The sequence below is a fragment of the Vibrio sp. 10N.222.47.A9 genome, assembly GCF_963872585.1.
Taxonomy (GTDB): Bacteria; Pseudomonadota; Gammaproteobacteria; order Enterobacterales; family Vibrionaceae; genus Vibrio; species Vibrio splendidus.
On record NZ_CAWNBB010000056.1, the window covers coordinates 54,442 to 73,344 of the forward strand.

At 41.6% G+C, this 18,903-nt stretch carries 20 protein-coding genes and 2 pseudogenes; 8 read left to right on the top strand and 14 right to left on the bottom strand.

The genetic code is table 11. From position 1 onward, the window contains the following. Positions 1 to 454 precede the first annotated feature (454 nt). Positions 455 to 1,930, top strand: coding sequence for an aerolysin family beta-barrel pore-forming toxin (locus tag AACT19_RS18390; RefSeq protein ID WP_065607570.1), 1,476 nt, complete (start codon positions 455 to 457; stop codon positions 1,928 to 1,930). Positions 1,931 to 2,084: 154 nt separating this feature from the next. Here AACT19_RS18390 and AACT19_RS18395 read toward each other — a convergent pair whose 3' ends face one another. Continuing rightward, complete coding sequence (locus AACT19_RS18395) at positions 2,085 to 2,720, bottom strand: LysE family translocator (protein WP_017077131.1); 636 nt, start codon at positions 2,718 to 2,720, stop codon at positions 2,085 to 2,087. A 298-nt stretch (positions 2,721 to 3,018) separates the two neighbouring features. Between AACT19_RS18395 and AACT19_RS18400 the strand changes: the two genes are divergently transcribed. The 3 genes from AACT19_RS18400 (at position 3,019) to AACT19_RS18410 (ending at position 6,794) form a co-directional block, all read left to right on the top strand. Continuing rightward, complete coding sequence (locus AACT19_RS18400; RefSeq protein WP_076647972.1) at positions 3,019 to 4,491, top strand: carboxypeptidase M32; 1,473 nt, start codon at positions 3,019 to 3,021, stop codon at positions 4,489 to 4,491. 357 nt (positions 4,492 to 4,848) lie between these two features. Beyond that, the gene (locus tag AACT19_RS18405; protein ID WP_076647975.1) at positions 4,849 to 5,337 is read left to right on the top strand and encodes a hypothetical protein; all 489 of its coding nucleotides are present in this window, start codon (positions 4,849 to 4,851) and stop codon (positions 5,335 to 5,337) included. Between the two features lie 647 nt (positions 5,338 to 5,984). After that, positions 5,985 to 6,794 carry a DUF2167 domain-containing protein gene (locus AACT19_RS18410; protein WP_054542158.1) on the top strand — a complete coding sequence of 270 codons (810 nt, stop codon included), beginning with the start codon at positions 5,985 to 5,987 and terminating at the stop codon, positions 6,792 to 6,794. A gap of 325 nt (positions 6,795 to 7,119) precedes the next feature. Here AACT19_RS18410 and AACT19_RS18415 read toward each other — a convergent pair whose 3' ends face one another. Next, positions 7,120 to 7,929, bottom strand: coding sequence for an SH3 domain-containing protein (locus tag AACT19_RS18415; RefSeq protein ID WP_076647978.1), 810 nt, complete (start codon positions 7,927 to 7,929; stop codon positions 7,120 to 7,122). Positions 7,930 to 8,270: 341 nt separating this feature from the next. On the opposite strand from AACT19_RS18415, the pseudogene AACT19_RS18420 reads away from it, so the two are divergent. Continuing rightward, positions 8,271 to 8,528, top strand: a pseudogene (locus AACT19_RS18420) (carboxypeptidase M32); the annotation flags it as partial. A gap of 101 nt (positions 8,529 to 8,629) precedes the next feature. Here the strand turns inward: AACT19_RS18420 and AACT19_RS18425 are convergent. The 3 genes from AACT19_RS18425 to AACT19_RS18435 form a co-directional block, all read right to left on the bottom strand. Further along, the gene (locus AACT19_RS18425) at positions 8,630 to 9,634 is read right to left on the bottom strand and encodes a metal-dependent hydrolase (RefSeq protein ID WP_076647984.1); all 1,005 of its coding nucleotides are present in this window, start codon (positions 9,632 to 9,634) and stop codon (positions 8,630 to 8,632) included. Positions 9,635 to 9,777: 143 nt separating this feature from the next. Beyond that, entirely contained in the window at positions 9,778 to 10,206 is a 429-nt protein-coding gene (locus AACT19_RS18430; RefSeq protein WP_083717895.1) for a hypothetical protein, read from the bottom strand. Positions 10,207 to 10,380: 174 nt separating this feature from the next. Beyond that, the gene (locus AACT19_RS18435; RefSeq protein WP_076648092.1) at positions 10,381 to 11,190 is read right to left on the bottom strand and encodes a sulfite exporter TauE/SafE family protein; all 810 of its coding nucleotides are present in this window, start codon (positions 11,188 to 11,190) and stop codon (positions 10,381 to 10,383) included. Positions 11,191 to 11,533: 343 nt separating this feature from the next. Here AACT19_RS18435 and AACT19_RS18440 point away from each other — a divergent pair, with 343 nt between their 5' ends. Next, positions 11,534 to 12,511: a DUF1852 domain-containing protein gene (locus AACT19_RS18440; protein ID WP_029224214.1), complete on the top strand. Its 978-nt coding sequence runs from the start codon at positions 11,534 to 11,536 to the stop codon at positions 12,509 to 12,511. A gap of 45 nt (positions 12,512 to 12,556) precedes the next feature. Next, positions 12,557 to 13,585 carry a methionine synthase gene (locus AACT19_RS18445; protein WP_076647990.1) on the top strand — a complete coding sequence of 343 codons (1,029 nt, stop codon included), beginning with the start codon at positions 12,557 to 12,559 and terminating at the stop codon, positions 13,583 to 13,585. 119 nt (positions 13,586 to 13,704) lie between these two features. On the opposite strand, the gene AACT19_RS18450 is transcribed toward AACT19_RS18445, so the two are convergent. Then, a complete protein-coding gene (locus AACT19_RS18450) occupies positions 13,705 to 14,142 on the bottom strand; it encodes a MarR family winged helix-turn-helix transcriptional regulator (protein WP_017077136.1) in 438 nt (145 codons plus the stop codon). 84 nt (positions 14,143 to 14,226) lie between these two features. Here AACT19_RS18450 and AACT19_RS18455 point away from each other — a divergent pair, with 84 nt between their 5' ends. Continuing rightward, positions 14,227 to 14,673 (top strand): hypothetical protein, encoded by a 447-nt coding sequence (locus tag AACT19_RS18455; protein WP_076647993.1) that lies wholly within the window; start codon positions 14,227 to 14,229, stop codon positions 14,671 to 14,673. Positions 14,674 to 14,717: 44 nt separating this feature from the next. Here AACT19_RS18455 and AACT19_RS18460 read toward each other — a convergent pair whose 3' ends face one another. The 8 genes and pseudogenes from AACT19_RS18460 to AACT19_RS18495 form a co-directional block, all read right to left on the bottom strand. Beyond that, positions 14,718 to 15,200 (bottom strand): tetratricopeptide repeat protein, encoded by a 483-nt coding sequence (locus AACT19_RS18460; protein ID WP_076647995.1) that lies wholly within the window; start codon positions 15,198 to 15,200, stop codon positions 14,718 to 14,720. A gap of 27 nt (positions 15,201 to 15,227) precedes the next feature. Continuing rightward, positions 15,228 to 15,779 carry a class IV adenylate cyclase gene (gene cyaB, locus AACT19_RS18465; RefSeq protein ID WP_076647998.1) on the bottom strand — a complete coding sequence of 184 codons (552 nt, stop codon included), beginning with the start codon at positions 15,777 to 15,779 and terminating at the stop codon, positions 15,228 to 15,230. An 89-nt stretch (positions 15,780 to 15,868) separates the two neighbouring features. Next, positions 15,869 to 16,261, bottom strand: coding sequence for a hypothetical protein (locus AACT19_RS18470; RefSeq protein ID WP_076648001.1), 393 nt, complete (start codon positions 16,259 to 16,261; stop codon positions 15,869 to 15,871). Next, a pseudogene (locus tag AACT19_RS18475) lies at positions 16,254 to 16,385 on the bottom strand (GNAT family N-acetyltransferase); the annotation flags it as partial. The pseudogene AACT19_RS18475 and the gene AACT19_RS18470, both read right to left, overlap by 8 nt. A 70-nt stretch (positions 16,386 to 16,455) precedes the next feature. Beyond that, positions 16,456 to 17,040, bottom strand: coding sequence for a DUF1294 domain-containing protein (locus AACT19_RS18480; RefSeq protein WP_076648003.1), 585 nt, complete (start codon positions 17,038 to 17,040; stop codon positions 16,456 to 16,458). Positions 17,041 to 17,205: 165 nt separating this feature from the next. Then, positions 17,206 to 17,559, bottom strand: a complete 354-nt coding sequence (locus AACT19_RS18485; RefSeq protein ID WP_076648095.1) for a YkgJ family cysteine cluster protein — start codon at positions 17,557 to 17,559, stop codon at positions 17,206 to 17,208. Positions 17,560 to 17,844: 285 nt separating this feature from the next. Then, positions 17,845 to 18,225 (bottom strand): hypothetical protein, encoded by a 381-nt coding sequence (locus AACT19_RS18490; protein WP_165689852.1) that lies wholly within the window; start codon positions 18,223 to 18,225, stop codon positions 17,845 to 17,847. A gap of 134 nt (positions 18,226 to 18,359) precedes the next feature. Then, the gene (locus AACT19_RS18495; RefSeq protein ID WP_004733554.1) at positions 18,360 to 18,827 is read right to left on the bottom strand and encodes an RDD family protein; all 468 of its coding nucleotides are present in this window, start codon (positions 18,825 to 18,827) and stop codon (positions 18,360 to 18,362) included. Positions 18,828 to 18,903 lie beyond the last annotated feature (76 nt).

The window sequence follows — 18,903 nt, forward strand, 5'->3', positions numbered from 1 at the left end:
GTAATACAACGACGATTTTATCCTGACTTAAAATGTTTCAGTGTTAAAAAAGGTCGCACATCAAGGTATCCAATCTAGATTTAGACTCCTTATGGCTAAATACCCGCCTTAAAGTTACGAAAATTGTGAATGGTTATGTCTAACTTTCTACTTAACCATTCACATCAAGCGTAACGAAATAACATCAAAGCGTTTTGACGTTTATGCCCAAATAATAACACTCTATTTTTCTAAAAACGGTTTGAGCCCCATCAAATAATTTCCTTTAAGTTGCATACACTTTCACCATATAAACACATTCAACAATACAACTCGATGAATTCAAAGGGTAAATTAATTCAAGCCTTTTCAGTATCTATCTATTTATCAACATGAAAAAGTGAACTTGTCTTGTTAACTACACGGCACACAAAACATTATCAAAATAGAAAAATTACAAACGAGGGAATTGTTAATGATTAGTATAAACAGAAGTCTCTTAGCAACCGCAGTGTTGTCTGTTCTATCAACCGGTGTAAACGCAAAGGTGTACCCAGACCAAATAGTGTTTGACCAACTTGGTGAAGATGTATGTCGCTCTGGTTATCGTCCTTTAGACCGTTATGAAGCCGAAGAGCAGAAGAGTGCTTTGGTCGCTCGTATGGGCACTTGGCAGATTACCGGGTTAAAAGGAAACTGGGTAATCATGGGGCCTGGTTATCATGGCGAAATTAAACAATCAAACAGCGGGTCGACGTTCTGTTATCCGAACAATGACCAATCTGAAATACCAAATTACTCTGCTAAAGCCGTCACAGAAGGCAGCGAGATAGACGTTGAATATGACTTAGTGAACAACCGCAATGATTTTGTACGCCCTCTTAGCTATCTAGCTCACAACCTAGGTTATGCATGGGTTGGCGGTAACAACAGTCAGTATGTTGGCGAAGACATGACGATTAAACGCTCGGGTGACTCTTGGATAATACAAGGTAACAACAGTGGTTCTTGTGATGGTTATCGCTGTAACGAAAAGACTAAGATCACCGTCGACAACTTCACCTACACCGTTAATGACAATAACTTTTGGCACGGCGATGTCGTCGAGTCCGATCGTGAACTGGTTAAAACGGTTTACGCAACCGCGAGAAACAGAAGCGACATCGCGCAGCAAGTCGTTGTCGACCTAAAAGTCGATGAGTCTACAAATTGGTCGAAAACGAATAGCTACGGGTTCTCCGAAAGTGTTCAAACAGAGAATACATTCAAATGGCCTCTGGTTGGCGAGACTAAGCTAACGATTAAATTAGAAGCGAATCAGAGCTTCGCTGAAACCAATGGTAACTCCACGAGCGAGCAAGTCACACTTCAAGCTCGTCCTATGGTTCCAGCAAATTCAGAGCTGCCGATTCGAGTTGAGCTATATCGTTCAACCATTTCTTATCCGTACCGATTCAACGCCGACATCAGTTACGATGTTGAGTTTAACGGCTTCCTACGTTGGGGTGGTAACGCATGGCACAGCCATCCAGACAACCGCCCTTACAAAGCTCACACCTTCACTATGGGCCGCAGCAGCAATGAATCAGCCGATATTCGCTACCAATGGGATCACAGATACATTCCAGGAGAAACGAAATGGTGGGACTGGGGCTGGGCGATCAAAGAAGCCGGTTTATCAAGCATGCAGTACGCGACTGGAGGAAGCTTACGCCCATTCCACTCCTACGTATCCGGTGATTTCAACGCTGAATCTCAATTTGCAGGCACCATTGAGATTGGCCAAGCGACACCAATTACTAACAGTGTTCGAAGCAAAAGAAGCGTTGATTCAGTCAACGAAACCACTGAGCGTATTGGCGATATCGAAGTTACCACCAACTTTAATGCAGATGAGTTGAGTGACTTAGGTTTTGAAGGTGCTGAGATGAACATTAGCGTTGTTGAATAACGCAGTGGCTCACATCTAACACTCTATTTACCAGTAACAAAAAAGCCCACGGCAGTGTTTATATACAAACCTGACGTGGGCTTTCTTCTTTTTAATTCAATTGTGTAGAGCCTTTAGGACGACTCTCAATAACCTATACCCAAAACGGTTCAGGTTATACTGGCTCTTCCATCAGAAGCTTAACACCCAGCCCCACCAGCACCATGCCCGTCACACCTTCCATCCACTTCATAAAACTCGCGTTCTTGAGTAAGTTTTTAGCGGAGTTAAGTGCCCCAGCCAAGCCGCATTGCCACACCATCGCAATCATAAAGTGGACCGAAGCCATCAACATAGATTGTAATAAAGGCGAACCTTCAGGGTTTACAAATTGAGGTAAAAAGGCCAAATAGAAAACCGCTGTTTTGGGGTTAAGAACGTTAGACAAGAAGCCTTCACGCAAAGAACGTTTTGCACTGTATGCTTGCTGAGCTTGTTCACCGACCTTCAAACCACCACCGTTTTTCATCAACGCTCGTAAACTGCTTAAGCCAAGCCAGATGAGGTAAACTGCACCTACCATCTTAACGGCTTGAAAGAGTTCAGCAGACTGGGCAAGAATTGCAGAAATACCCACAGCAGAGAAAAAGGCGTGTACATAGAGGCCGCTACAAATACCAAAGCTGGTCATTACACCGTCAGATAAACCCGAGCGGCTCGTGTTGCGAATCACCAAAGCTGTATCTAAGCCCGGCGTTAGCGTTAAAATAGTGATGGCAATTAGAAATGCCTCAAAGTTCAAAATATCCATATTATTGTCATTGTTGTTCAGCGATCTATCATCAATACCGCTTATCTGAACAATTCGCAAGCAACAATTGCCATCTGCTATACAAGTCACTGATTTTGTGCACAATGGAACAGTTTGATTTGTTAAGAAATAGTAAATTCTAGGCATCGTACTGCCTCATGCTTTTATCGCTATATCTTCAACTCCGAAGGTCAGCGTCATTAAGAAGCGGAGCCATAATCAAAGTACATGAGAGATGAACCTTAAAGCTGACGCTGTCCTAGGGATCATTTAAAGAAACCAAATTAAGAGTAGTCAAATGAGCGCATTCAAAAAACTAGTCGAGCACTCTCAAAAATGTTCACGCTTTCAACACCTAGCCTCTATTTGTGGTTGGGACCAAGCTTCCATGATGCCTGCCGGTGGTAACCAAGCTCGTAGTGAAGCGATGGCCGAACTTTCGGTTCATATTCACGGGTTGATGACGCAACCACAGCTTGGCGATTGGATTACAGATGCTGAAAACGAAGCGCTAAATGGCGAGCAACAATCGTCTCTGCGTGAAATTAAACGCCAATGGCAACAAGCTAACCTACTTCCAGAAAAACTGGTTGAAGCGAAATCTCTAGCGGGTTCAAAATGTGAACATGCATGGCGAAGCCAACGTGGTAACAACGACTGGGTTGGATTCGAAAAGAACTGGCGTGAAGTGGTTGAGCTATCTCGTGAAGAAGCGCAGATCCGCGCCGACGCAGCGAACCTAACGCCTTATGATGCGATGCTGGATATCTATGAACCGGGCACCAGCTCTGCTTCGCTTGATACCTTGTTTGCAGACGTTAAAACTTGGCTACCAAACCTGATTGACGAAGTGATCGAAAAACAGTCGAGCGAGCAATTTAATGCGCCATCTGGGATCTATTCGACCGAGAAACAGAAAGCACTTGGCTTAGAAGTCATGAAGCTACTTCAGTTCGACTTCGAACACGGCCGATTGGATGAAAGTGTTCACCCATTCTGTGGCGGCGTACCTTCAGACGTGCGCATCACAACCCGATACGACGAAGCGGAATTCGTTCAAAGCTTAATGGGTATTGTGCATGAAACAGGACACGCACGTTACGAACAAGGCTTACCAAAGCACCTAGCAGGACAACCGGCGGGCGAAGCGCGCTCTATGGGCATCCACGAATCTCAATCTTTGTTCTTCGAGATGCAAGTTGGCCGCAGCGACCCATTCATCGGACACTTAGCAAACTTGGCGGGGCAGCAATTCTCAGGTTCAGAGTTTGAGAAAGAGAACTTCCAGAAGATCTACACTCGCGTGAAGAAAGACTTCATCCGTGTTGACGCTGATGAGCTTACCTACCCTGCACACGTTATCTTGCGCTACGAAATTGAACGTGACTTGATCAACGGTAAGATCAAGCACACCGATGTGCCAGAACTATGGAATACTAAGATGCAGTCATACCTTGGATTAAGCACTCAAGGCAATTTCACTAACGGCTGTATGCAAGATATCCACTGGACAGACGGCGCATTTGGTTATTTCCCATCTTACACACTAGGTGCGATGTACGCGGCTCAGTTCATGGCTTCAATGAAGAAAACTGTCGATGTGAACGCTGTGATTGAAAGTGGCGACCTATCACCTATCTTCACTTGGTTAGAATCGAATATTTGGAGTAAAGGCAGCCTGCTTAACACCGATGACTTGGTGAAAGGCGCAACCGGTGAAACCTTGAATGCGCAATACTTCAAAGACCACCTAAGAAGCCGTTACCTTTAATGGAATAAATCGATAAAGGCTGATCAGTTTATTGATTCAGCCTTTTTAATCACATTTTCAAACATACTTAGGTTGACTTGAAGGCTTTATCCCTTCAACGAACTTAACAATCACGGAATATCCTGGTACCTGCTAGCACGGAATTTGACGAAGACGTGTTTCGGTTTCCAGCGGAAAATGAGACTTCGGATAAGCGCTATTGATTTAAATTCCCAGTTTTACTTACCCACTCCAATCCTGTGGCTAAATGTCCAATTCACTAAGCTCACTATTACTTAAACCACTTTATAAGCGTTTGAAAGATGGCATAATTAAGGATATGAGAATGCCTCAATCAAATACACTTGGAGTACAATAATGCGTTACCTATTGAGTTTACTATTAGTGGCGACTTTATCAGGGTGCGGAACAGTACCAATGGCTTATCAACCAAAAGATATGTCATTAGAACAGGCATATGTAGTTGTAGAGCAGATGGTTATGACACAGCACCGTAACTGGAAACCAGATTACTTTGTTATGACTGAACATTATATCGGTTGGAACTTCGGTACTGTGTCAAAGTCAGTAGGTACTGGTACAAGTTTTGGTAATAGTAATGCAGTTGTAATTGCTTCAAGTAATACAACAACAAGAAATGTCGGTGAATGCATTTACTACAATCAAATAGAAGAAGTAAAGTTATTAAGTTGGAAGCGAAAATTTAAACAATGGTACGTAGTATCATTAACTGATCTGAATGGCAGAGTATTAAAGCATATTGTTAGAACAAGACAATTACGTGATGCTGAATTAGCTACTGATGCATTAAACGTCATCCTAAAAGATCGCCAAACAACTAACTAATCTGAAACCCCATGAAATTTACAAGCCCATCGGTAGAGATGTCAGTGTGATTTTGAGTTCTACTTCGACAAAAGATATGAACTAATGAGCCTTCAAATGACCATATACTTAGTATTGAGGTCAAGCTTTGTTTATCTGTTATTATTTCAAGTATTGCGAGAATCGAGCATTCTAGTCATCGTAATTAACGGCGCTCACACACTATTGGACAAAGACGTGTCAATGACTCTCCCAATTTAGCCGCGCCTGAATAACTTTTAGTATCTCAAAATATGAAAAGGCACTGTTGTTACAGGTGGCGATTTTGATAAGAACTAGGCAGTTTCTTCTATCTTCAGTTCGTTGTGTCGGGTTCACTTGATGCATTTTATTTGCCGAACATTCAACTCCGACTGAATCGCTTATGCCCCTAAGTCTCTGATGTGAATATTTAACAGCAAGTTCAAGTATTAGTTTTAAAGTACTTCCAGTTATTACTCAAGGTGATAAGTACTGTACTAAACCTTTCTGGCTCTATGTCGGTATAGCCTACCAATCATATACAATTGACATATACATCAATATCTTACATTTAGATCTTTATCAACATAACTAAAGTATTTAGCTGGTAAATTGCACAAAAATAATATGCATTTAAGTGAGAAAACATGAAATACATGGCCATTGGATTAGTGTTAATTGCAAGCTCGGTATTTGCCAATCCACTCGATAACCTTAACTGGGAATATGAAGGTATATATGACGTACCAAATCAAGACGCAACGATCCTAGTTATGACTGAGCAGTCTTTGGTTAGAGGTGATGACGCAGCAATTTTAGAAGAAGAAATTAATGGAGTTCCTAGCTCTCCAAATGCAGTTCTTTTAAACCAAGATTTAAGCAGATTTATTATAACAGAAAGCAGACCTGGCTTTATAAAAATGGATGATTGGGAAGAAAGTATTGATAGCAATGATTTACTTCAAGAGCTTATCGATAGTACAGAGGATGATAATAAGCATAGGAAAGGCGCGCTTCTCTTTATTGATGGATGGGCAGAGAAACCAACATTAAACAAGAAAGAAGCAACGATGTATTATGCTATAAGAGCGCACAGTAGTGATAATGAGAAAATAGTTAATGCAAGAGCATTGAAATTATCTAGAGAAGGTTATAGTCAAATCACTTGGGTAGGATCTCAAGAGCAATTTATATCAGCGGAAGATAACTTAGCGCCGACTCTAGAGCAGCTAAAGTATAAAAAAGGCCATACCTATAAAGACTTTGTTCCAGAGACTGATACGGTTGCAGCTTTTGGAGCTGGTGCTTTGATGTACAAATTGATCACAGGGAAGGTTGCAGGTAAAGGTGGATTAGCTATTGGAGCTCTCTTACTCGCCTTCGGGAAAAAGCTATGGTTTCTTATATTCTTGCCTGTGGTTTGGTTAAAAAACAAACTGTTCAAAAAACACAAATAGCAGTGAGGTTAATTACTGGGGCTACTGTACTATTTAGTCCAGATATCCTCGCAGTCATCAATAAGTGCAGGCTATTTGGCCAGTTGCGAGATATTACTGCCAACGAAAAACACAATGATGCATACGAAAATTACAAGATGAGAACATCGTCTGCGCACACTTTTGGGAGATTCCTTTCACAACTCCGGTAATAGCAACCATAAGTAAAAGTGCGATAATCTCAGTGGCTCGATCTGCCACTGAGTAATTACGTTAACACAGAATGGGGAAGTTTCGAGTTATGTCATGCTAGCTAAGGTGGTTTTTTGTTATTCAATACTCAAGTTTATTTAAAAACATTGCCAGATGATGGCTCATAATAAACTCTTCCAGAAGTGTTACTATGATTACCACAATAGGTAAAATACACTCTTCTTGGCTTGTAGTTAACTGAACGTACCCAACCACCTTGGTGCTCAAAATCCTCCACTGAACAGACTCCTGTGTTTATGAGATCCTTCGATACTTTGATGAACTTTGCCTTGTAAGATATGTAGTCATCAGAACTATCTAACGCAGCTTCTAACCTGTTAGATGACATAACTCTCAATTCAGTTGGTTTATGTTTTGACAGATACTTAGAAGAAACCCACCTCGCTACTTCCCCATCAACACCTTCTATAGTGCCATCATAGTACTTGGAAATTCTTGACCAACCATTAGTCGTCTCAAAGACCTGCACCAATTGTCGTCGATATATTACATTGGTTTTCTTGCCTCTCTTAGCCGGAGACAGTCTAACGTTTAATTCACTTGCGGTTACGTAAAAATCACTAATTGTAATAGTTGTATCAGATGCAGTTACTGTTTTGGATTGAACAGAAGCTTGATTATTACGACTCTTTTTATCCTCGACATAGGTATTATCGTTATCAGACATTCCTATATATCCTAAAAATCCTCCCAAAAAAGCAGCAAATGTTAAGTATGACCATTTATTCTGCTGACTTGGGGTTGGTAACAGTACAATGATTGCTCCAAAAATTGGACTAAGAATAAAGGACAAAAAGAAAAAACCTATACCAGATCTTCCTTTACGCTTTGCATAAGCACCAACAGCTACAGACAACCCAATCCAAATAATATAACTAAACATATTAACTCACCTGTTGGGAACCGTTTTGGATCGGCCTAAGCACTTTACTTCACTACCTTATATAAACTTTAAGGCAAAGGTTGGATAACGCAAACTTTCACAAAAAAATATTTCTTAGTTTTATCCGAAAAGTTATTTAATTGCGTGACGAGTAGTTTCCTTGCTCAACAATGGAACAGCTTAGTCGATAATGAATTAATGATCTATTTGACAATCCCTGCCAATGGAAAGAACGAGCCTAGATTAGATGAGAAGAAAAACTGAAACTCACAATAGGGCAAAACGAGTTAAACTAGGATCTACCTAATCTAAAGATTTGCAGGTTACATTACACCATAGATCGCGGCGCATTTGGTTATTTCCCATCGTACACACTAGGGGCGATATACGCGGCTCAGTTCATGGCTTCAATGAAGAAAACAGTGGATGTGAACGCTGTGATTGAAAGTGGCGACCTATCGCCTATCTTCACTTGGTTAGAATCGAATATTTGGAGTAAAGGCAGCCTGCTGACCACTGATGACTTGGTGAAAGGCGCAACAGGTGAAACCTTGAATCCGCAGTACTTCAAAGATCATTTGAGAAGCCGTTATCTGTAGTATTTTATTACCTAGTTTTCGAACAAAGAAAGCTAAGTAACAGTGGAATAAAAAGGCTAAGCAGATTACCTGACTCAGCCTTTTTACTCTTCAGAACTAGATCATTTATCGCCAGTGAGCATACCGAAGAAGATCTGTCTCGATTCTGGCGTGTTGTCTCTGTGCGTTTCGTATTTTACATGCGTATTTGCATCAACTGCTTTTGATAGCTTGATGCTCCAAAGTGCTTTCATTTGATTCGGTACAATTGAATATCGGACATCGATAATACGTAGCTCGTCTGTTGGGTCCTGAGCAATATAACCATTTGAAAACCAGCGGAAGCGCTCAATGTCTTTGGCTTGTTGAGAGTCAGGATCAAGCCAAAGTAAATCCCTGCTAACGTTCAGCTTCGCAATCGACTCTCCGGGATATACGTTTACCGATGTGCCAACCCGCACGGCGTCTACATGATATTGAGCCTCTGTTTCGTACACCACTTTCCAAACCAAGATATTAGCAAAGCTTGGTTTTGCCTCTAATCGAATCGGTGTGTGTTGCCTTTCTTGCGCTAATTGCCACCCAACCGCCTCTGCCCTGTCTCGTTGAATCATCCCTAATGTTGGATAAATTAGCGCCCAAGCAAACGCGACACGCGCGAGCCAAGGCGCTCGTTTCAACGTTGCACACACAAGCAACACTAGGATGGGAAGCGTATAAACAGGATCGATGATTGAGATGGTGTTCCAAGCAAAACGTGCGTTGGTGAAAGGCCAAAGTAACTGCGTACCATAAGTGGTACAAGCGTCTAACAGTGCATGAGTGCCATAACCCAGAGCACAAAACAGCCAACTTTGTTTGAAAGTAAGCCCACGTCTTTTTGCAATCAGATGATGCAGAACCAAGGCGCAGATCAAACTGCCAATGGGGATAAAGAATAGTGAATGGGTAAATTGTCGATGAAATTCCAAAGCCAACAAAGGGTCACTTTGAGACTTAATCAGTGCATCTAAATCTGGCGCTAACCCGGAGAGCAGCCCTAATACCCCAGCAACAACCACATGTTGTTTTTTGCTGGCCGATTGTGACAAAGAAGCGCCTAACACGCCCTGCGTTAAAGGATCCATAAATCACTCATTGATAGCATTCCGTTGAATCAAACAAGATACATTTAGCTATAGCAGTGAATTGGGTTAAATAACAATGTTTTATGAAGGTAATCATGTTGATAGAAGATACTGATATGAGTACTTTCCATTAAGCGTTAACGTTAAACGTTTTGCAGAGAAGCCTTGCTCAACATCATTTCCCAATCAGATTTCTCTACCTGGCCTTTCCGAATATTCACCTTGTAATAGCCCTTTTGAGTCAGAGATTTAACTTGAATATATTGTCGAGCAAAGACAGAGTTTTTGATTACTAAGTCCGCTTTAATACCATGTAGATGTACGTCTTCACCCACTAAAGATAGATTGCTTTTAGTGAATCTTGAGGCGAGAGCGTAGAAAGCAACCATGATGATGATTGAAGTAACGAAAGAGAAAAACTGGAGTTCAGTGTGATAAAAGAAGTTAATAGCTAAAGATACGATCACGTAACTTATCGTCATTGATAGAACAACGTTCCAATGTGTGCCGTTGTTCTGAAATGAGATTTCTCGTGCCATCACTAGCTCCTTTAGGTAAGTATTTGACCACATTAGAATATTTATAAAACGTGAACAATCTTATTATGAGCTATGATGCATTAACAGGCGTAAATACGGCGATTGATAGACTCAGATCGCAATTAGACATTTACATGCATTTTCTCGCACCTAAATGTCTAATTGATAAAGAAACTGAATCAGTACATGCCAGAGGGTGGTCTTTAATTAACGCGCCACCATGCTTGCCGCGATAACAACCAATAGTACTGAGAAGATTTTCTTAATCGTTGGAACCGGTAAATGATTGGTGGCTTTTGCGCCTAAAGGAGCCGTAAACCAAGACGTGCACACAATACCCAGCAGCGCAGGCAGATAAACAAAGCCAGCAAAGCCGTCTGATAGAGCAAAGTGGCTGCTGCCTGAGCTGATGTAACCTATCGAGCCAAACAACGCGATCACAATGCCACAAGCTGAGGCACAACCGATGGCCTTTTTCATATCGACAGAGAAGAACGTTAATAGCGGAACCAGCAATGCACCACCACCAATGCCTATCATGGCAGACAAGCCACCCGTAATGGTTGTCAGCACAGTTAGCACGCCCTTATTTGGCAGTTTTCGTTCCTTAGGTGCATCATTTTTACTGCTTAAGAACATCTTGATCGCAATAAGAACCACACTCACGGCAAACACAATACGAACGACTGTTTCTGGCAACAGAGCTGCCATAAAGCCACTAACCAGTGCACCCAGAGCAACACCGAGCATGATCCAAGGCGCCAGATCCCAAGGCACGTTTCCATTCTTGTGGTGAGCAAGTGCAGAAGAAGTTGAGGTGAACAGTATCGATGCCAACGAAGTAGCGATGGCCGCAACAACCACTTGATCCGCAGGTAGAATCTCTAAGTGAAGTAAAATGCTGCTTAGCACCGGAACAATGATCAGCCCTCCGCCAATCCCCAAAAGCCCGGCAAGAAAACCAACACCACTGCCTAATAATGCACAGTATAAAATCAACAACAGCAATTCACTCATTTCATCCATCTCTTAATTAAATTAATCGTCTTAAATAACACACTATTAATGTGGTTATATTTCCATCAAGCTAATTAATATAACTGACACCGGCTTAAATATTCAAACAGAATAGATCATGAATATTCCTCATGTTCAATGTGAAGTAATACCATTGTTAATGGTGAACCTATCAACGTATAAAAACCTTAAGCGATTAACTTTATACGACATTAATTCTACTAAGCCTTAATGTCAGACAGCATAGCCTTCGATTCTTAATCCGGTCACAAGCAAAAAATAAAAGCCGTTTTAATACTAAAGACCGAGAGAATCAGAAAACAAATTGGGATACTAAATCAGCATGAATAAAGAATTTAATTTTACGATTAAGAGCATTAGCCTCGACGAAAACTACCAGCCTGCAGACAGCACGCGCATCACAACCAACTTTGCTAACCTGGCTCGCGGTGACAGCCGCCAAGCGAACTTGCGTAATGCGCTACAAATGATCGATAACAGTTTCAACGCGTTAGCACACTGGGACAATCCTAAGGGCGACCGTTACTCTGTTGAGCTTGAAATCATTTCTGTTGATATGGATATTGAAAGCAACGGCGAAGCATTCCCTTCAATTGAAGTGCTGAAAACCAATATTGTAGACCGTAAAACTAACGAGCGTATTGAAGGCATTATCGGAAATAACTTCTCTTCTTATGTTCGAGATTATGACTTTAGCGTACGTCTATTGGATCATAATAAAGGCCAAGATAAATTCAGCATTCCAGAAGATTTTGGTGACTTACACGGTAAGCTTTTTAAATATTTCGTTAACTCTGACGCTTACAAAAAGAACTTTAATAAACCACCTGTTATTTGCTTAAGCGTGTCAGATAATAAAACCTATTATCGCACTGAAAACCAACACCCTGTATTAGGTTTTGAATACCAACCGAATGAGTCTTCTTTAACTGAGCAATATTTTAAGAAGATGGGCTTACAGGTTCGTTATTTCATGCCGCCAAACAGTGTTGCACCTTTGGCTTTCTATTTCTTTGGTGATCTACTGAACGATTACTCGAACCTAGAGCTTATCAGCACCATTAGTACCATGGGCACGTTCCAGAAAATCTACCGTCCTGAGATTTACAACGCGAACGCGGTTGCAGGCAACTGTTACCAACCAAACTTGAAAAACTTGGATCACTCGCTGACTCAAATCGTGTACGACCGTGAAGAACGAAGCCAGCTAGCGGTTGAACAAGGTAAATTCGCAGAAGAGAATTTCATTAAGCCATACCAATCAGTTCTAGAGAACTGGTCGGCAAATTACGCACTTTAATCGTCTATTGCGCTCTCAAACCACCCAAGGATAGGCAGTATTATTATGAAAACACTATTACCGACTTCAACAGCGGGCAGCTTGCCGAAACCGTCTTGGCTTGCACAACCAGAGACGCTTTGGTCGCCATGGAAACTTCAAGGCGCTGAACTCACAGATGGCAAACAAGATGCGCTGCGTGTCTCTCTGCACGAGCAGCAGCAAGCAGGCATTGATATTGTGAGTGACGGTGAGCAAACACGTCAGCACTTTGTAACGACCTTCATTGAACACTTGAATGGCGTTGATTTTGAAAAGCGTGAAACCGTTAAAATCCGCGACCGTTACGATGCAAGTGTCCCTACAGTCGTTGGCCCTGTTTCTCGTCAGAAATCCGTGTTTGTCGAAGATGCTAAATTCTTACGTCAACAAACCAATCAACCGATCAAATGGGCTCTGCCGGGGCCTATGACCATGATTGATACACTTTACGATGCGCATTACCAAAGCCGTGAAAAACTGGCGTGGGAATTTGCGAAGATCCTCAACGAAGAAGCGAAAGAGTTAGAGGCTGCAGGCGTTGATATTATTCAGTTCGATGAACCTGCGTTTAACGTGTTTTTTGATGAAGTGAATGATTGGGGCATCGCGTGCTTAGAAAGAGCCATTGAAGGGCTTAAGTGCGAAACAGCAGTGCATATTTGTTATGGCTACGGGATCAAAGCGAATACGGATTGGAAAAAGACACTAGGCACCGAGTGGCGCCAATACGAAGAAGTATTTCCTAAGCTGCAGCAATCGAATATCGATATTATCTCTTTAGAGTGTCACAACTCTCATGTACCTCTTGAGCTACTTGAACTCGTGCGAGGCAAGAAAGTGATGGTCGGTGCGATTGATGTGGCTACCGACTCGATTGAAACACCAGAAGAAGTGGCTAACACTCTACGAGAAACACTTAAGTATGTTGATGCCGATAAGCTCTACCCTTGCACCAACTGTGGCATGGCTCCCCTGCCTCGCGAAATTGCCTCAGCGAAGCTTAATGCGCTCAGTGCTGGCGCAGAGATCGTTCGTAAAGAGCTTTCAGCGTAACGCTTTCCTAAAGAACAGAAGCTATACCCTGAAGCCTAAGTATCACATCGATGCTTAGGCTTCCGTACTCTTCTCAACTTCCACTCTCTATCTATTTATCTATTTATCTATTTATCTATTTATTTATCTAAGAAAGTAGCCATCTTCTTCAGAGTGATTAGCGCCTTATCAAGCTCGTCTCTTTCAATGCTTTCAGCGCCACTTTCAGCCCATACTTCCTGTTTTTTATCTAACAGCGAATACGCTTCCTTGCCCTTTTCAGTCATGTTAACCAACTTTGCTTTTTTGTGATTCGGGTTATCAAGCCAAGTTAGCAGGCCATCTTTCACCATGATGTCGGTAACACGCTGAGTCGCTTGTCTGCTTTGCCCCATAATACGAGCAATTTGAGAAACGGTGACCAGATCATCGGACTTCTCGATCGCACCCATCACCTTCCATCTGGCACTGCTTAACCCTAACTCTTCGGTTAATTTGTCACCCTCAGCATTCAATAGACCACTGACCTTAAAGATCTCTAGTGCGATCTTTGTGAAAACTTCTCCATTCGTATCCATAATACTCACTTTGACAACATGCTGTCATTAAATTAGACTTAAACCAAATTGACAACATGTTACCAAATTAAAGGCGCAAATGATATGAAACCAATAATCCACAAAACAGCGGCATTAACAGCAACACTGTGTGTCGCGACATTCTTTACCAGCACATTACTTGTAGAACTGTTTGGTACTTTGGAATCAGTGAAGCTAGTCAAGTCAATGATCGTTTTTCCGGGCTTGTTTATTCTTGTCCCAGCCATTGCTATCACTGGTGCGACCGGCGCAGCTATGGCAAAACAACGAAAAGGGAAAATAGTTGAGCGTAAGAGTAAACGCATGCCAATTATCGCGTTCAACGGGATCGTTATTTTGATTCCGGCCGCTTACTTTTTAAATCAGTGGGCAAGTTTAGGAGAGTTCGGCTCAGTGTTTTATGGCGTTCAGGTTTTAGAACTGATAGCAGGCGCGACCAACCTAACACTGATGTCTTTGAATATCATGGACGGCAGAAAGTTTCGTCCTAAGAAGGCAACACAAGGCTAAGCTCATCGTATTTAAGCAAACAGATGAGCTTTATACGCGGCTGTTTACCAGGTTTTATCTAAGTCTTGAGCATATAAAGAGATCGCTCGTTGGTACTCTTTGATCGCTTCGCTATTCGTCGTGGAAACTAAAAGCTCAAGTAACAGCGATGTCGCCTCTTTATGGCGACCTAAATTGTACAAGCACATTGCGTAGAAAGGTTTCACTTCTATCGAGTCAGGATACTCAGCCATAGTCTGTTCGAAATAGCCTAAAGCCTCTGCATAAAGGCCAAGGCTTCGATAAGTACTCGCCAAACCGAACTGCGCATCAAAACGCTCTACTGAAGAAAGCACGCCAGACAGAGACAGCACATAGTGATCAATCGCCTGTTGCTCTTTGCCCTGGTTGTCGTAAGACCACGCAATCTGTAAATGTGCTTTCGCTGCATAGTTTTCATCAGTGAGTAGCGTTGCCAATAAGTCACGCGACTCTTGGTACTTCTCTTCCTTTCGCAATTCGATTGCTTGTTTGATAATGGTGTCCATAACTCTCCCTTACGCTTAAGCGCTTTGCTATGCGTTCATTTCCTCGAACATCTGTTTATAAGACTGAGTTTGTAGTGCCGATTGAGTCAACCCGAACTTACTGGCTAACAACTCAAGCTCACTTTTATACACAGACAACTTAGATTCATCGTCCGTCATGATAGCAAACTCAGCAAAATCACCGATACCCGCAAGAGAATCGACGGTGATATGGAACTCTCCAACAAAATAGATACTGCGAGTTTTCTGCGCTTTAAGAATCACTTCGTACCCCAAGTTCTCTAGCATACTCTTAGCATTCGACGCATTGGTGATGTTTGTCGCTTCACATCGATCAGACTCAGGGCCTTTTACGATCCATAGTTTGATGCCCGACGGCTCCATAGTGCGAATACACAAGCTTTTGTTCTGAGCTTGTAAGCTTCTATCAGGGCTATCGAAATACCAATCACATTCTTGATTGTCTTGCAGCATTACTTCATGAGCAATTAGGTTCAACGTTTTCAAGAACTCAGACTTAGAGCTAAGTCGGTACTTCAGCTCAACCTCATATTTGCCTTTGAAATGATCGTTAGTCATAGATTAGCTCGATGCAAAAAAAGCGATACTAGCACACGAACCAAATCCGAAATACAAACTGACGCACAACACAAACGAAAGCAGTGGAACTATGTTCGACACGCTAACATACGGTTCCATTCTTCTTTGTTCATTGCGCCTTTAGAAAGGTAAATATTGTGTTTCTGCATTGCACCTTTCGTGTATGAAAGTTTGATGAATGAGCCAATTTCAAACGGAAGAAAGCTGCGCTGTAAAGTCACATCACAAGCAACTCCATTTAAACGTACATGACCGTTCGTGATTTCAAATGAGCTATCGCGAAGCTTCCACCACAACATTAGAATTCTTATTAATGGGGGAACACAAATTATTAGCCCTATGGTTAGCAGCGATGAACGATCACCGTCTGATATCCAATAGACAAGGCCTAATGCAATAACAATAAACAGCAACTCTGAAAATAAGTATTTAATAAAATTTAATTGGATACGGTTATCCATGACACCCTCTCAATGACGGTCCTAAAAGCAGCTCCATTTCAACGAGCCCTTTCACTTCAGACAACTTAGTAAAACCTTTTGCTTGATAAAGCTTAATCGCGGGATTCTCACTGAACACTCGTAAATGACCTTATTGCTCACTGACCTTGATATATCCAACCCTACTAGCTCGCTTGGAAACAGTTAAACGCGAGTTAAAGTCTACTCAGAATGCTGCTTATAAAACTGACTTCAGCGCCTGTAAGTAACCATATAAAACCACAAATATTTAGTATGATGGTAACCCATAGAACAAATTTGAAGGGCTGCTTACTCGACTTATGCCGTAACTGAAATTGCGCCAATAACGCACCAGGCCACCCTCCGAATAATGAAAGCAAGTGAAGGGTTTTCTCTGACGTCCTCCAGTTCCCCTTTTGGGCTGCTTGCTTATCCCAAGAAAACATCAGGTAAGTGAATAGACTCAAAACTAAATATGCGGGGATGAGTATCAATAACCCATCAAAAACAACTATCGACGTGCTTGCCGCTACCAAAAAGCTAAAACCAAACAATACTGTAAATGGAAAGCCATTTGCCCCTTCAATCACAACATTTTGGGCATTAAATCGGCCTTTACTATCTTCCTTTACTTCAAACATCACGTTGTCATGTAACGCGGGGCGGCGTCTTGAATTCTTAACCGACGATGCATGAATAAATACTTTAAGCTCACCTCCTAGAGAGGAAATGAAACCGTAACCTTTGTCATCATTCCATTCGATGATTTTACCTTTCATGATCGACCTTCGTATTTAATATCTATCGATTAGCGCTTTATTAAATCGCCGTTAACAGCACTATTTCCAAACAAAGCCACCGTAAGTGCGAAACTAAAAATGCTATAGGTGGGCTATCTTTAATGCTTATGTGATTGTGGCTTGCTCTGTTGGCTATTGAGCCAACTACACTAAAACCTGACGAGTATTTCTGATGAAGTAATGCACCTGACGTTCAATTTTTGAATTGACCATCTCTACCGGACGACACCCATTTGGGCATGGCATACGAGGTGTTGTACCAAACAACCGACAAATTAATGGTCGCTCTTCATATACCTCACAGCCATTGGGGCCTAAATACACACAGTTATATTCGTCTAAGGCAGCTTCATGTTCAGCGTCAGATTTCATTGGTAGACGCGACATTTCTTCCGAGGAAGTCGTTACTGGCCCACAACAATCATGGCAGCCCTTAACGCATTCAAACGCCGGAATACTCTCGCGTAGGTATGTAATGATTTCTATATTATTGTTCATCATTATCTTCTTCTCATTTAATACGAGACCATTATAGAGCAATACATAATTAGCTAGAAGTTGAGAATTAACCCAAATCTAAGGTACCGCAATCATAAAACCATCAGCATAATTTTTATGGATATTTGACGACAGAGAATCCATGTAACCCGATAAATCAGCACAAACTTGAACTCACAACTACGCACCGATTACACCCAACTAAGTTGAGACAGAAAATACATCCACTGACTGTCGGCTGGAGTGCTTTTTAGGCAACAATTTACTTGGTTACAAATTTGTATTTCATCGTTTTGTTAGGCAATTATCCAAAATAAATTGACCGTAAAAAATAATAACCAATGCCCCTATTACACCACCTAAAAGTGTTGTAAATAATGGTATATAAGTCTGTTGGTAGGCTAACTTATGCCATTCAGGGTATGAAGCAATGGAAAGGTATTTCCAAGATACAAAAAAACCGAGAAGCAATACAACCCCAGATATTATCACTGGATATTTAGGTGCAGTGATATAGGCAGTAGCAACAACGAGGAATGCTGTAATAAAGCCAACAACAGGCTCAGGCCATAAACCAATAAACTCATCAAAAAAGAAGAAGCCACTGATTACACTAACGACCATTGCTCCAATAGTTGCAAACACCATTATTATCCATGAAATCATTGTTCTACCCTCACTTTTCCAACGAATGAATTAGTCACCGCAGTCGCGCAAAGCCATCAGGATTACGACGTAAGCGAATCGCAGATGAATAGACAGATAACGATTCACGCGTTATCTGTCAGTTGGAATTATTCTCAAGCTCGCTTTCCAAACTGTACGGGTTCAATACCTTTATTTGTAGGTCTAACAACGACTGTATTGGCAATTAAATCATGCCAACCTTGTTTCTTTCCGCTAAACGCAATCCAAACAAAGCCAAGACACAATGGAAGAATACTTAGGTAATACGCAAGGTACCTTAAAATTGATTTGCCCGTAGAAAGCGCCTGTCCAGTCTCCGCATTCACAACTTGAAGCTTCAAAGCAATTTTGCCTGGAGTACCAGATCGATAAACCCAAAATATAACAGTTGCGATAAAAGGTAATACCCAATTTAATAATACATCCCAGCCGCCTAAGATGAACTCATCTGAATCAAAATAGTAATCACCATATACCCAATATAATAAAGGCATAGTCACCAGTAAGAACAGGAAGGTATCAATCAACGCAGCTCCTAATCGCACCCAAAAACCTGCATACTCTAATTGCTCATTGTCCATAAAATATCCTATCTGTTTTGTTTAAATCACATTGCAGCCGAGCGCTCTGTTGAATTGTGATTAATACTACCAACCA

Bases quoted from the DNA above. Each gene is read 5' to 3' on its own strand.
- AACT19_RS18430 (WP_083717895.1), bottom strand. From the start codon at position 10,206: ATGTGGTCAAATACTTACCTAAAGGAGCTAGTGATGGCACGAGAAATC.
- AACT19_RS18445 (WP_076647990.1), top strand. From the start codon at position 12,557: ATGAAAACACTATTACCGACTTCAACAGCGGGCAGCTTGCCGAAACCG.
- AACT19_RS18405 (WP_076647975.1), top strand. From the start codon at position 4,849: ATGCGTTACCTATTGAGTTTACTATTAGTGGCGACTTTATCAGGGTGC.
- AACT19_RS18480 (WP_076648003.1), bottom strand. From the start codon at position 17,040: ATGAAAGGTAAAATCATCGAATGGAATGATGACAAAGGTTACGGTTTC.
- AACT19_RS18450 (WP_017077136.1), bottom strand. From the start codon at position 14,142: ATGGATACGAATGGAGAAGTTTTCACAAAGATCGCACTAGAGATCTTT.
- AACT19_RS18495 (WP_004733554.1), bottom strand. From the start codon at position 18,827: ATGGACAATGAGCAATTAGAGTATGCAGGTTTTTGGGTGCGATTAGGA.
- AACT19_RS18485 (WP_076648095.1), bottom strand. From the start codon at position 17,559: ATGAACAATAATATAGAAATCATTACATACCTACGCGAGAGTATTCCG.
- AACT19_RS18490 (WP_165689852.1), bottom strand. From the start codon at position 18,225: ATGATTTCATGGATAATAATGGTGTTTGCAACTATTGGAGCAATGGTC.
- AACT19_RS18395 (WP_017077131.1), bottom strand. From the start codon at position 2,720: ATGGATATTTTGAACTTTGAGGCATTTCTAATTGCCATCACTATTTTA.
- cyaB (WP_076647998.1), bottom strand. From the start codon at position 15,779: ATGACTAACGATCATTTCAAAGGCAAATATGAGGTTGAGCTGAAGTAC.
- AACT19_RS18425 (WP_076647984.1), bottom strand. From the start codon at position 9,634: ATGGATCCTTTAACGCAGGGCGTGTTAGGCGCTTCTTTGTCACAATCG.
- AACT19_RS18460 (WP_076647995.1), bottom strand. From the start codon at position 15,200: ATGGACACCATTATCAAACAAGCAATCGAATTGCGAAAGGAAGAGAAG.
- AACT19_RS18470 (WP_076648001.1), bottom strand. From the start codon at position 16,261: ATGGATAACCGTATCCAATTAAATTTTATTAAATACTTATTTTCAGAG.
- AACT19_RS18415 (WP_076647978.1), bottom strand. From the start codon at position 7,929: ATGTTTAGTTATATTATTTGGATTGGGTTGTCTGTAGCTGTTGGTGCT.
- AACT19_RS18435 (WP_076648092.1), bottom strand. From the start codon at position 11,190: ATGAGTGAATTGCTGTTGTTGATTTTATACTGTGCATTATTAGGCAGT.
- AACT19_RS18455 (WP_076647993.1), top strand. From the start codon at position 14,227: ATGAAACCAATAATCCACAAAACAGCGGCATTAACAGCAACACTGTGT.
- AACT19_RS18410 (WP_054542158.1), top strand. From the start codon at position 5,985: ATGAAATACATGGCCATTGGATTAGTGTTAATTGCAAGCTCGGTATTT.
- AACT19_RS18390 (WP_065607570.1), top strand. From the start codon at position 455: ATGATTAGTATAAACAGAAGTCTCTTAGCAACCGCAGTGTTGTCTGTT.
- AACT19_RS18440 (WP_029224214.1), top strand. From the start codon at position 11,534: ATGAATAAAGAATTTAATTTTACGATTAAGAGCATTAGCCTCGACGAA.
- AACT19_RS18400 (WP_076647972.1), top strand. From the start codon at position 3,019: ATGAGCGCATTCAAAAAACTAGTCGAGCACTCTCAAAAATGTTCACGC.